The 12,393-nt window shown below is 69.4% G+C and carries 9 protein-coding genes; 4 read left to right on the top strand and 5 right to left on the bottom strand.

What is annotated here, in order from left to right:
- The first annotated feature begins 96 nt into the window (after window positions 1–96).
- Window positions 97–858, top strand: coding sequence for an SDR family oxidoreductase (locus HG543_RS00585; protein ID WP_169342653.1), 762 nt, complete (start codon window positions 97–99; stop codon window positions 856–858).
- A gap of 74 nt (window positions 859–932) precedes the next feature.
- Here the strand turns inward: HG543_RS00585 and HG543_RS00580 are convergent, their stop codons facing one another.
- The 4 genes from HG543_RS00580 to HG543_RS00565 form a co-directional block, all read right to left on the bottom strand.
- Window positions 933–1,172 (bottom strand): hypothetical protein, encoded by a 240-nt coding sequence (locus HG543_RS00580; RefSeq protein ID WP_169342652.1) that lies wholly within the window; start codon window positions 1,170–1,172, stop codon window positions 933–935.
- 31 nt (window positions 1,173–1,203) lie between these two features.
- Window positions 1,204–2,622, bottom strand: coding sequence for a hypothetical protein (locus HG543_RS00575; RefSeq protein WP_169342651.1), 1,419 nt, complete (start codon window positions 2,620–2,622; stop codon window positions 1,204–1,206).
- A gap of 380 nt (window positions 2,623–3,002) precedes the next feature.
- Complete coding sequence (locus HG543_RS00570) at window positions 3,003–6,398, bottom strand: CARDB domain-containing protein (RefSeq protein WP_169342650.1); 3,396 nt, start codon at window positions 6,396–6,398, stop codon at window positions 3,003–3,005.
- 608 nt (window positions 6,399–7,006) lie between these two features.
- Window positions 7,007–7,183 carry a hypothetical protein gene (locus HG543_RS00565; protein ID WP_246356649.1) on the bottom strand — a complete coding sequence of 59 codons (177 nt, stop codon included), beginning with the start codon at window positions 7,181–7,183 and terminating at the stop codon, window positions 7,007–7,009.
- A gap of 108 nt (window positions 7,184–7,291) precedes the next feature.
- Here HG543_RS00565 and HG543_RS00560 point away from each other — a divergent pair, with 108 nt between their 5' ends.
- Complete coding sequence (locus HG543_RS00560) at window positions 7,292–8,611, top strand: DUF418 domain-containing protein (RefSeq protein WP_169342649.1); 1,320 nt, start codon at window positions 7,292–7,294, stop codon at window positions 8,609–8,611.
- A gap of 175 nt (window positions 8,612–8,786) precedes the next feature.
- Entirely contained in the window at window positions 8,787–10,787 is a 2,001-nt protein-coding gene (locus HG543_RS00555) for a hypothetical protein (protein WP_169342648.1), read from the top strand.
- 156 nt (window positions 10,788–10,943) lie between these two features.
- Here HG543_RS00555 and HG543_RS00550 read toward each other — a convergent pair whose 3' ends face one another.
- Window positions 10,944–11,387, bottom strand: coding sequence for a RidA family protein (locus tag HG543_RS00550; RefSeq protein ID WP_169342647.1), 444 nt, complete (start codon window positions 11,385–11,387; stop codon window positions 10,944–10,946).
- Window positions 11,388–11,567: 180 nt separating this feature from the next.
- Here HG543_RS00550 and HG543_RS00545 point away from each other — a divergent pair, with 180 nt between their 5' ends.
- On the top strand, window positions 11,568–11,918 hold the full coding sequence (locus HG543_RS00545; protein ID WP_169342646.1) for a type II secretion system protein GspG: 351 nt from the start codon (window positions 11,568–11,570) through the stop codon (window positions 11,916–11,918).
- Window positions 11,919–12,393: the final 475 nt, after the last annotated feature.

Here is a 12,393-nt window from a genome sequence, read left to right as displayed (position 1 = left end):
CCGGACTCCTGCGAATGAAATCTGGACTCCCTGTTGTAGCAGGTCCGGACATCGCTCCGTATATCCGTCACCGAAAGCCACCTCCCAGGAGACACCATGAAGACGATTCTGATCACCGGCTGCTCGTCCGGCTTCGGCCTCGATACCGCCCGCTACTTCCTCGAGCGCGGCTGGAAGGTCATCGCCACGATGCGCACGCCGCGCGAGGACGTCCTGCCCCGCTCCGAGCACCTGCGCGTGCTCCCGCTCGACGTCACCGACCCGAAGAGCATCCACGCGCTGGCGGAGGCCGCCGGCCCCATCGACGTGTTGGTCAACAACGCGGGCGTGGGCCTGATGAGCGTCTTCGAAGGCACCCCGATGGAGACGGTCCGCAACACCTTCGAAACGAACGTGTTCGGCGTGATGTCCGTGACCCAGGCGTTCCTGCCCGGGTTCCGGCAGCGCAAGGCGGGGGTCATCGTGAACGTCTCGTCGGGCACGACGTTCAAGCCACTCCCGCTGCTCTCCGTCTACACCGCGAGCAAGGCGGCGCTCAACGCGTTCACCGAGTCGCTGGCGCTGGAGCTCCAGGCCGTCAATGTACGGGTGAGCCTGGTGATTCCGGGCCGGTCCCCGGAGACGCCCTTCGGGCAGAACGCGCAGGCCCGGATGCGGGACCAGGGCGTCACCGTCCCCGAGTCCTACGCCGACTTCGTGCGGGGCATCTTCGAGCGGAGGACGGCGCAGCAGTCGGAGCCGTTCACCCGGTCGCTCGACGTGGCGGAGGCCATCTGGCGCGCGGTGACCGACCCGTCCGCTCCGCTCCGCCTGCCCGCGGGCGCGGACGCCGTGGAGATGGCCCGCACAAGCCCCTAATTAGCAGAGGGTCCAGGGCGCCCTCCACGAGAGCGGCTCACGCCCGGAAAGGCGTGCGCAGATAATCAAGCTGCTCAGCGGCCGAAGATGTAGACGGCGGCGGCTTCTTCGCTGCTTTCATCCGCGGGGTTGCCGTTGACGCCAGTGGCCCTGCTGTCCTCATTGGACGCCCCCACCGCCAGGGTGTGGCCATCTCCCGACAGCGCAGTGCCTCCGCCAAACGAGTCGTCCACCTCCGTGTTGAAGGCCTTGAGGTAGGCCTGCTGCCTGGGGAGGCCCGCGACCGCGAGCACCACCAGCCACAGCCGCTTCATCTGTTGTCCATCTTCCTTTCGAGGCCAGCGCCTATTGGAAGCTCACCTTGTCATCGCGCTGGTAGCAGACGTGGGCCACGCCGGTCGTGGGGCGCACCGCGATGCTCGGGCGCGACGACGACTGCGCCGTCCCAATCTGGGTGTACGTCCAGAGGTTCCGTGCGTCGGGGGTGATGAGCTCGAGTGCCGTCCCATGGCGGTGGGCGATGAACAGCTTGCCGGCATACGCCAGGTCGCTGGCGTCGTTCTCGTTGTCGACCGGAAAGGCGGTGTACGTGCTCGCGGAGAAGGGGCTCGCGACGGTGATGTCCAGCAGGCCCATCCTCGCACCCAGCGAGCCACCGCTCGCCAGCATCAGGAGATGGTTGCCAGGTCCCCAGACCATCGGGAGCCAGCGGTTCGCGAGGTCCACCGGCTCCAGGCGGAGGCTTTCGGCCGTCGTCCCCCGGACCGCGGTCAGGTAGATGGGCCCGCCGCTGCCCGTGGTCACGGGGATGTACAACGTCCCCGCCGCATCGAAGGCGACATCGCCCATGACGTACTCGACCGCGGTGCCGGACGTGGCATCGATGATCGCGGGGCTCCAGGTGTTTGGCGCCGTCCGGGTCAGCGACGAGAGGGAGGTGACGTTGTCACTGACGACGATGACGGGCCGCAGTCCCTGCGCGGGGTCGAGTGCGATGCTGACCCGGGTGTTGGGGGAGCGATTCACGGGAGCCGTGTTCTCGGTGACCCACGCGCCATTGACGCGCGTGGCGTACCAAATGCGATTGAAGCCGGGCGCACCACCCGGGCTGCCATACCCCTTCAGGTACGCGACGTGCGGTGTCCCGCTCACGGCGTCGAGCGCGAGCGCGAAGGCCGAGATGAAACCCCCGGTGCCGAAGCCGGGACCGTCCACCTGCTCCCTCGTCCAGGTCGTGCCATCCCAGCGCGCGTACCAGAGGGAGCGGTGGGTGTCGTTGAGGTAGAGGAGGTGCCCCCTTCCGGCGTTGTCGAACGCGAGCTCGCAGGCGCTGCCCGTCACATCCGGTCCCGAATCGATGGCGATGCCCGCGGCGAGCGAAGCGGCGACCACGTTGAACGTGAATGCGCCCTCGGCCGTCTTCCCCGACTGCGTCTCCACCGATACGGACAGGACGGCCTGTCCAGCCGGGGGCAGCGTCCAGCTGACGCGCTCGGAGTCGGGCGTGACGAGACCCGCGCTCACGCTCCAGCGCACCGACTTGAACGTCTCGTCCGAGGTGACGACGCGGAAGTGCTCCGTCGCCCCCTCGACGTACGGCCCCTCGCCGCCTGCCCGCTCGATGAGAAGCACCAGCGCCGCGGAGCCCTCTTCAGGGCCATGGGACTTGATGACCTCTGTGGCCCTGGGCGTGTTGTCACATGCCATGAGCAGACACAGGCTGCTCCAGATGAGAATGGTGGGAACACCCGTCTTGTGCAGCATCACCCGCGCTCCTCGTTGCAGGGGGTCGGCGAGGCGGAGCGCCTCGTCGCGGCGGCTTTCACTCGGGGGCTTCCCCCTCGATGAGCGAAGCCTCGAAGTGTCTTTGCGAAAACCAGCTTTACATGAACAATCGGAATATTGTTGTATCTTGGGTACGAGTGCATCCGCAAGCATTGGCAGGCCGACGCGGACCTCGAGCATGGGCGAGTGCATCGACCGGAACGGGCGGCTCCTGCGCTCCATCACTCCGGTAGACCCCCAAGCACCGGGCCGTCTCCAGCCTGCCGCCCGCGCGCCGCATCGACGATTCGCTGAAGAGCCCCGGCACACGCCGCGCCCCGGGGCGAAGGGACGAGGCGGGCCGGCTCTTACGACTCAGCTCAAGGCGTGACGGACACGATGGTGCCCGGCTGGGCGTTGTTGTCCTCGAGGATTTCCTGACGCGCTCCGGCCGCGTCCGCCACGGCGCCCACGAAGTACGCGCCCGTGGTCATCACGTTGGCGTTCACCATGCGCGAGCGAATGACGCACTGGCCCACGCCGAGCGACACCCCCGTCACCGTGCCCAGGTAGAGGTCCTCCGGCGGCAGCGAGCCCGCCGGCGGGCGGATGACGCCGTCCGCGGAGAGGAACAGGTCCACGTCCGTGGTGCTCGGGGCCTGCCCCTGGTTGCACACCATGACGTTCACCGCGAACGCGGCGCCCTGCCGCACGCTGGCGGGTGCGAAGACCCCCGTGATGACGAAGTCCGGCCTCAGGCCCACGCCGATGCGGCTGCCCGTGACGATGTTGTTGTCCTCGATGAGCTCCGCTCGCTGCAGCCGCGGGTCCGCCACCGCACCCAGGAAGTATCCGCCCTCCGGCAGCCACGATAGCGCCGTCACGCCCAGCGCGTGGCTGGCGCACTGGCCCGCGTTGAGGGACACCCCCGCCACCGTGCCCAGCAGGAAGTCCTCCACGAACCGGGGCGGTGACGCCGGACGGATGACCCTGTCCGCGGACAGGTACACGTCCACGTCCACCGTGGCCGCCTGCTGTCCCCGGTTGCACACCGTGACGCTGGCGCTGAAGGTGCTCCCCGGCTTCACGCTGCTCGGACCCGTGACGGCCGTGACGACGAAGTCCTCCCGGCTGCCCACGCCGATGCGGTTGCCCGTGAAGACGTTGTTGTCCTCGATGAGCTCCACGGCGTCGTTGCGCGGGTCCACCACCGCGCCCAGGTAGTAGGCGCCCTCCACCACCGAGGGCGCCGTGGCGCTCACGGTCCGTGTGGCGCACTGGCCCGGGCTGAGCGCCACGCCCCGCACCGTGCCCACCGGGAAGTCCTCGGCCGGCGCGAGCGAGGTCGGCCGGACGGTGGCGTCCGCCGACAGGTACACGTCCACGTCCGCGATGCCGCCCTGCTGGCCCTGGTTGCAGACGGCGACGCTCACGCTGAAGGCGCTGCCCGGCTGCACGCTGAAGGGCCCGGTGACGGAGGTGACCACGAAGTCCGACTCGGTGCCCAACCCCAGGCGGTAGCCGGACGCGATGTTGTTGTCCTCCCGCAGCTCCAGGTCCTGGCCGCGCGGATCCACCACCGCGCCCAGGTAGTACGCCCCCTGACTGCCCGGAGGCGGCGGGGTCGCGAGGCCCGTCACCGGAACGGTGGCGCACCGGCCCGGTTGGAGGACGTCCACCAGGGCCTCACCCACGCGCAGGTCCTCCACCATTCCCCCGCCCGGGTTGGGCCGGAGGATGGCGTCCGCGGACAGGAGCAGCTCCACCCAGGTGCCACTCGGCTCGGTGCCCTGGTTGCACACCGTCACCTGCGCCGTCAGGGACTGGCCGACCTGCACGCTCGCGGGGCCCTTCACGGCGGTGATGATGAAGTCGGGCTCCGCGCCCACGCCGATGCGGTAGCCGGACGCGATGTTGTTGTCCTCCCGCAGCTCCGTGCGCTGGTTGCGCGGGTCCACCACCGCGCCCAGCTGGTAGCCGCCCGGCATGCCCGGAGCGGGCAGCCACGTCGAGCCCGGCACCGCCAGCGTGGTGCACTGTCCCGGCGCCAGGGTGTCCGTCGGGGCCCCGCCCACGAAGCGGTCCTCCGAGGGGCCTGAGTTGTCGCTGGGCTGGATGTGCTCGTCCGCGGACAGGTAGACCTCCACCTCGGCCGCGCCCCACTCGGTGCCCTGGTTGCAGACCGTCACCTGCGCGCCGTGCGGCTCGCCCTCCCGCACGCTGGCGGGGCCCTTCACGGCGGTGACGACGAAGTCCGGCCCGTCACCCACCCCCAGCCGCTGGCCCGCCGAGGTGTTGTTGTCCTCGCGAAGCTCCGTCATCCACTGACGCGGGTCCACCACCGCGCCCAGGTGGTACGCGCCCGGAGTGCCCGGGTAGGGCAGCCCCGCCTCGCCCGGCATCGCCAGCGTGGTGCACTGGCTCGGAGCGAGGAGGCCCGAGACCCCTCGACCCACCAGGCGGTCCTCGGAGGAGGCTTGTCCGATGCGGGGGTGGATGACCTCATCGACGGACATGTACAGCTCCACCTCTGTATCGCCCCACGCGGTGCCCTGGTTGCAGACCGTGACCTGCGCGCCGTGCGGCTCGCCCTCCCGCACGCTGGCGGGGGCCTTCACGGCGGTGACGACGAAGTCCGGTCGGTGGCCCACGCCGAGGCGATGGCCCGACGAGGTGTTGTTGTCCTCCAGGATCTCGGAGACGGTGCCATTCGGGTCCACCACCGCGCCCAGGTGGTACGGCCCCTCCTCACCCTGAGGGGGCAGCTGGGCGTAGGCCTGGACCGGGAGCGTGGAGCACTGGCCGGGGACGAGGAAGCCCACCGAGGCCTGGCCCGCGGGTGCGTCCTCCATGGGCCCTGGGCCGGTGTTGGGGCGGATGACCGCGTCGGCGGACATGAAGAGCCCCACCTGCGCGCCGCCGGCTTGCGTCCCCTGGTTGCAGACCGTGACCTGTACGGGGAACGGCTGGAAGCGCTGCACGCTCGCGGGGCCGGTGACGGAGGTGACGACGAAGTCCGGCGCGTCGCCCACGCCGATGCGGAAGGCCGCGTGGGTGTTGTTGTCCTCGCGCAGCTCGGGGCGCGAAGCCTGCGGGTCCACCACCGCGCCCACGTAGTAGGCACTTCCACTGCTCGGGAAGGGCGTTTGGACCCTGCCCTGCACCGGGAGGGTCTGGCACTGGCCGGGCCTCAGTGTGTCGGAGGGCGCCCTGCCAAAGGGCGCATCATCCAGTGGGCCGGTGCCGGGACGGATGACGGTGTCCGTGGACAGGGACAGCTCGACGGGGGCGTCACCGGGCTCGGTGCCCTGGTTGCAGACCGTGGCGAAGAAGCTCAGGAGCTGGCCCTCCCGCGCGCTGGGGGGCCCGTCCACCCGGGTGACGACGAAGTCGGGGCCGTACCCCACGCTCATCGGACCGTGCAGCCGCGTGTTGTTGCGCTCGTCGGACTCGAGCTCGCGGCCGTACGGGTCCACGAGCGCGCCCACGTACCACGCGCCTGCCGACGGCGCGGGGCTGACCTGCAGCGAGCGCGTCTCGCAGCCGCCGGCCGGCAGGTAGCCCAGGTGTACGCTCCCACCCCGGGTGTCTGTTGAGATGGAGAGGCTGGTGTCATCCGACAGCACCAGCGCCACCTCCGTCCCGATCCCCACGTCCCCCTGGTTGCAGACCGTCACCGTCGCTTCGAACGGGCTGCCGGGAGGCGTGCTGGGCGGCGCACGCAGCGCCGTCACCACGAAGTCGGGTCCTCCCAGCCCCTGCTTCGTTTCCGTCAATGACTCCCCGGAGTCGTCCTTCGAGGTACACCCCGCCGCTACGCTCGCCAGCGCAAGCGCGCCGACGAACGTTCGTCCGATGTTTCGTTGCATGTGTGTTTCTGCTCCCTGCTGGCTTGGTGCTACAGGCCGGCTCTACAAGTCGCCGAGCGGCCCGACGAAAGCAGAGAGAGTGGATTTCCATTTTCTCAGGGGATGCCGCGCAGCCTCAGGCCGACGCGGGCCGTCAGCGGTGGGCCCCATGGGAGGCTCGGCCCCCTACACCGGCCTGGCACACAGCTCGGCTGCTCCAGAAGCTCACGCCCCTGCGGCCCCCTTGCTGGAGGGGCCGTCTGGGTTGGTGAGAAGTCGCCACCACCACGTGAAGTCCGAAGGGGGGCGAGCCGCCCCATGCTCAGGGCGTCTGCGGGCTCGACATCAGCAGGCGCAGCATGGCCTCGGCGGCGGCGGGGTCCGCACCGGCCGTGGCCGGCCCGAAGAGGCTGATGCCATCGCGCACGAGCTCAACGGGCATCCGCGTCAAACACTTGCATGGCGAACGCCCGCCGAAGTATTCGCGTCAGCTGTTGCGACGACTACTTGAGAGCGCCGGGTGACGCTCACGCGCCTCACTCGGACGCATGAGGACGGGCCGGACGCGGACGGAGGTGCAGCACGCCCTCCAGGCTCTCCGCCACCCATTCCTCGGGAGCCGCCTGGAAGGCCGCCTCCACGGACGGAGCGGTGGGCTCGGTGGATTCGGAGTCGGGTGGGCCGCGGGTGTTCATCAGGGAAGAGTTCCGCATGACTCCCGCGTGGTGCGACGACAGGGCCGTCGTGTGGTGGATGGTCGCCCCCCGTACGACGGGGAGGGGCGGATTGACCGAGGAGTCCCTCGGGCATCTGCTGGACACATGTTCGAGCCCACTCCTCCCGCGCCGCCCTCCGGAGCCCACGCCCGCCCGGTGGACGTCACCGAGCGAGTACTCCTCGTGGACGTGTTGCGCGGCTTCGCGCTGTGCGGCGTCTTCGTCTCCAACAGCTTCTCGTGGTTCAGCGGCCGCGCGCTCCTGCCACGCGAGCAGATCCAGGCGCTGTCGGCGCCTCCCCTCGAGAGCGTCGTCACCGCGCTCTACTACTTCTTCGTCAACCAGAAGTTCGTCGTCCTCTTCTCCTTCCTCTTCGGGCTGGGCTTCTCCATCCAGCTCACGCGCGCCGAGGCCCGGGGCGTCCCCATCGTCCCCCTGTACTCGCGGCGGCTGCTGGTGCTGCTGGGCATCGGTGTGACGCACATGTTCGGGCTCTGGGTGGGCGACGTGCTCGCCTCCTACGCCCTGGTGGGCTTCGCGCTGCTGCTCTTCCTCCGGAGCTCGAATCGGACGGTGCTCATCTGGGCGCTGGTGCTGATCGTGGGAGTGCCGCTTCTCGTCTCCGCCCTCCAGCACTTCGTGCCCCTGCTGATGTCCGGCGCCCAGGCGGCGGCCGAGGCCGCGAAGGCCAGTGAAGCGCAAGAGGCCCAGGCGCGGACACTCTTCCTGGAGGGACTCTCCAGCGGTTCCTTCCAGCTGGCCCAGGCGGCGAACGCGCAATACGCCATGTTCGTCCTCCCCCAGTTCAAACGGCTGCTCTGGATGAGCGTCACCCTGGGCCGCTTCCTGCTGGGCCTGCTCGCGGGGCGGTACCTGTTGCTCCAGGACGTGGAGCGCCACCGGGCCTCGTACCGCCGGATGCTCGTCTGGGGTGCAGTGGTGGGCGTGCTGGGCAACGGCGCATGGGGGGTGGCGCAGCGCCTGCGCATCGCGGGGGTCGTGGATCCGGCGAAGGACCACTGGATGTTCGCCCTGCCCACCCTCGGGGAGCTGGGCTTGCTGGGTCTGGCCGCGGTGTACGTGGCCGCCTTCGCCCTGCTCCTGCAGCGCGAGCAGTGGTGGTGGAAGGTGCAGGAGGTGCTCGCACCGGTGGGCCGCATGGCGCTCACCCACTACCTGCTGCAGACCGTGGTGAGCCTCTGCATCTATGACGGCTGGGGACTGGGCCTCATCGGACGGATGCCGCCATCGCGCTGCGTGGCGCTCACGCTCATCCTCTTCGCGCTCCAGGTGCCCCTCAGCCAGTGGTGGCTGGCACGCTTCCGCTTCGGCCCGGCCGAGTGGCTGTGGCGCTCGCTCACCTACGGACGGGCACAGCCCATGCGTCTGGCTCCTCGGAGCACCGTGGAGCCCTCGGTGAGCTGATGCGTGAACTCGGAACACCACGCCCAGCTCCCTCCACTCGAGGGGCCGGCCACGGCTTTTTCCGGGAGTGCGCCCGTGGCAGATGTTTGTCCACCCGGTACACAACCCGCCGAGCCCCCGCACGATAATGTCTCAGACACATCGCGGCCCACCTGGCCGAGAGGGGGGTAGTTCCATGTCCATGAAGGTTGACGGCGGCAGCAAGGCCTCGAAGTCCCACCGCGTCGAAGAGCGCAAGCCTCCCGAGCCGAAGGTGGAGACGCCCGCCCCGAAGAAGCTGGAGCCGAGCTCCGTCCGGAACCGGCTGAACAAGGACGGCTTCGAGGCCGGCTCGACGAAGCCCCAGGCGCAGTTCCAGAACCTCCTTGGTGGCACCACGGCCCAGACCTTCCAGCCCGGTCCGGTGGCCAACGCGGGCGGCACCCCGCTGGCCCAGAACACGACGGTCCGCAACCCCGGCCCCGTCGCCCAGGGGGGGCCCGTTGGCCAGGGCGGCACGCAGGTCTCTCCCGAGGTCCAGGCGGCCATTGACGAAATCAACGAGTTCCAGCCGCAGGCCCAGGGCATCGGGCTCTCCATCGCGCTCAGCGAGCACAACACCAACAGCCCCGAGGACGTCGCGTTCCGCCGCGAGCTGATGAACGCCCTGGGGGCGGACCGCGTGGCCGAGATGATGGGCCACGTGCGTGAGGACTCGGACAACGGCCCGGGTCTCGCCGTCAACATCCTGTCGGCCGCGTCCGAGGCGTACTCCCCCGCGGACCAGGGCAAGCTCGTGCAGAGCCTCGGCTCCGAGATGCTCGGCAGGACCCTGGCGGAGGGCGTCGAATACGTCAGCAACCCCAATGCCGTGAACCCGGACTACCGCACCAAGCTCGAGAACGTTGCGAAGATGCTGGGCACCCTCCACTCGCAGCCCGCCGGCTCGCCGGGCAAGGCCGAGGCCGCGGGCGCGCTGGAGCGCATCCAGAACGGCGAGCAGTACACCTCGGCGCCGGGCGTCTCCACCGCGGCGTGGCTCGTCGCCCACGCGGGCAGCGACGCGCTCAAGAATGACTTCGCCAACAAGTACCTCGACGAGTTCAAGGCGAACCCGGAGTCGCTGTCGCCCGAGGAGGCGCGCGCGGTGGCGTGGGCGCTGGGCTCCACGACGGGCAGCCCGAGCACCGGCGGCATGGGCCCCATCGTCAACCTCACCCACGAGCAGCGCACGCAGTTCCTCGACAAGCTCACCACCTCCGAGCGCTACGGCGCGCCGGACGTCGACGCCGGGGCGAACTTCCAGGCGGACGTGCGGGCCGGGGTGAACGAGTTCCTGATGGACGTGTCGCGCATCAACCCCGCCAATTTCGGCAACACGCCGGAAGCGAGACTGGCCGCGCGCGAGCTGCGCATCGAGACCTTCCAGAAGGTCTCCAAGGCGGTGGACGGTGACTTCTTCGCCGAGGGCGCGGGGACGCACCGGGCGCTGGCCAACATGTTCGCGGCGGACACCGAGGGCATCGTCAACACGTCCGCCAACACCTCCCACCGCCTCCACGACCGGGAGGGCCAGGCGCTGGCGAAGTTCTTCGACCACGTCGCCTTCCGCAGCGAGGGCAGCCGCGAGAAGGTGACGCAGGCGCTGCAGAAATACCTGGGCGTGGGCAACGAGCAGGGCATCGTCGACGAGCTGGCCGCGAGCAAGGGCAACGACGCCTTCATGGCGGATCGCGGAAACATCCTGGCGCGCAACATGGGCTTCCTCCTCGGCGCGCTCTACCAGGGCGCGGAGGGCGCGCTGAAGGACATCGGCGACGAGCACGCGCGCAAGAAGGCCATCGTGGACGTGATGGGCAGCCTCGTGGAGACCGCCATCGAGGCCAGCCCGGTGTCCGGCGCCTACAGCAAGATCAAGAGCGGCACCGGAGACCGCGCGAGCGTGGACGCGGTGTTCAACTGGCTCGGTGACAAGTTCGCTGGCGACGTGAGCGCGTCCAAGGACGCCGTCACCAAGCTCGCCGGCTCCATCATCGAGGGCGCGTGGGCGCCGTTCTTCGGTGACGAGGCCCTCCAGGGCGCCAACCCGGGGGACCTCACGGACATGTTCGAGCTCATCAACGCGGGCGTCTCGCTCGCGGATGGGCGCAGCGGCCAGCCGAACATCAACATCGGCGGCGCCTACATCAACGGGTAGTCCGCTCGCGGCAACGGCGGGCACCCGACTCCAGCGGTGCCCGCCCGCCTCACAGCGGCTTGACGTGCTCCGCGATGCGGCCCGTGGCGATGAGCTCTACGGGTAGAAGTGGGGGGAGGGCACCAGCTCCACGCCCGGCCTCGCGCGCGGCCGGGCTCAGCCCTGGACTTCCGCCCTGAAAGCAATCTCGATGAGCTGCTCGGGGAAGGCCAAGGCAGACACGCCGATGAGATTGCTGGCAACCTGCGGCACCGCTTGCTTGTAGACCCGCGGCCGCACCTTCGAACTGGCTGCGAAGGCAGACGGAACGTCGAGCACGAACAGCGTTTCTTCCACCACGTCCGCCAGGGTCGCGCCCAGTTCGGCCAGCAGCACCTCGGCATTCTCGTAGGTGCGCTTCATCTGCGCTTCCATGGTCGAGAAGTCCGCGGGCTTGCCGCCCGCGCCCAGCGTTGCCGGAGCGACGAGCTCGCCCCGCGGGGTGTGCGAAAGCTGGCCGGAGACGTAGATGGTGTTGTTCACGCGTACGGCCTGCACGTAGCCATACGCCTTTTCCCAAGGAACCCCGAAGCTGGCGGTCTTTCGATTCGAGCTGCTCATGATGTGGCCCTCTGAGTGGAAGCCGGATTCTGAACGGCTCCACCGCCGGCAGCACCCCCCATCCGAGGGAACCTCGCACTCCTCCGGGGAGGGAGACGCTCTCCGCGCAGCGCGTGACGCAGATGCACCTCGAACGTGTGCGCGAGAAGACGTCCACGACGACTCCTCCTCGTCCTCCTCGTGCTCGGCCTCGCGGCCGGCTCGGTGCTCGTGGTGGTCCTCCCCAGCCAGGATGCGGCCCGGGACCGTGCCGGCCTGGATCTCCGGGAGCTGCGGAGCGCCTTCTCCGTGTATGCGAGGAAGCACGGCCGCTATCCAGATGAGGCGAGCGGCTTCCAGCCTCTGGTGGACGCGGGGATTCTGAAGTTCCTCCCCCAAGACCCCTGGGGCCATGACTACCTGTACCACGTGAGGGATGGCGGGCCTGTCATTCTGTCCCTCGGAGAGGACGGCGCCCCCGGCGGCGAGGGCGTTGACGCGGACATCTCCCTCCAACTCCCCGTCCTGCCCGACCCGCGCCCCGGCCCCTAGCGAACGACGCGGCTCCGCCGCGACCTCGACTTCTTGCTCCAGCAGCGGCGGCACCTCCCCTGGCCCGCGCTACCTCACCGCCTGGAAGCAGTGCTCGTTCCCATCCATGAAACGGTACGACGCACCTGCACTTCACCGGACTGGAACTGTTACGACGTGTGGCGTCCCTGGTGCCTCGGGCAAACCTCACGAGGTTCCACGGCGTCTTCGCTCCAGGCGCCAAACTGCGGCCATTTCTGCTCCCCCAAGCAGGTGAGGAGGAGGCGAGAGCGGGGAAGGAGGCAGCGGCCAGAACGGAGCGGATGAAGCAGAGAACGCCGCGAGTGGACTTTGCCGAGTTGCTGAGGAGGACGTTCGAGTTGGCGGTTTAGCCACAAACGACAAAAGGCTGGTGCGGTTCACCCTGCACCGTCGGGTGCCCAAGCGCAGCTGGCCCTCGGCTCCACCTCCTGAGGCGAAGCAGGAGGGCGACAGC

Source organism: Pyxidicoccus fallax (assembly GCF_012933655.1).
Lineage (GTDB): Bacteria > Myxococcota > Myxococcia > Myxococcales > Myxococcaceae > Myxococcus > Myxococcus fallax.
The sequence above is the reverse complement of the archived record's forward strand: the minus strand, read 5'-3'. Positions and strand labels throughout refer to the sequence as shown.

Excerpts from the sequence above, each read along its gene's own strand:
- HG543_RS00580 (WP_169342652.1), bottom strand. The coding sequence starts at position 1,172 with ATGAAGCGGCTGTGGCTGGTGGTGCTCGCGGTCGCGGGCCTCCCCAGG.
- HG543_RS00565 (WP_246356649.1), bottom strand. The coding sequence starts at position 7,183 with ATGCGGAACTCTTCCCTGATGAACACCCGCGGCCCACCCGACTCCGAA.
- HG543_RS00585 (WP_169342653.1), top strand. The coding sequence starts at position 97 with ATGAAGACGATTCTGATCACCGGCTGCTCGTCCGGCTTCGGCCTCGAT.
- HG543_RS00550 (WP_169342647.1), bottom strand. The coding sequence starts at position 11,387 with ATGAGCAGCTCGAATCGAAAGACCGCCAGCTTCGGGGTTCCTTGGGAA.
- HG543_RS00555 (WP_169342648.1), top strand. The coding sequence starts at position 8,787 with ATGTCCATGAAGGTTGACGGCGGCAGCAAGGCCTCGAAGTCCCACCGC.
- HG543_RS00560 (WP_169342649.1), top strand. The coding sequence starts at position 7,292 with ATGTTCGAGCCCACTCCTCCCGCGCCGCCCTCCGGAGCCCACGCCCGC.
- HG543_RS00575 (WP_169342651.1), bottom strand. The coding sequence starts at position 2,622 with ATGCTGCACAAGACGGGTGTTCCCACCATTCTCATCTGGAGCAGCCTG.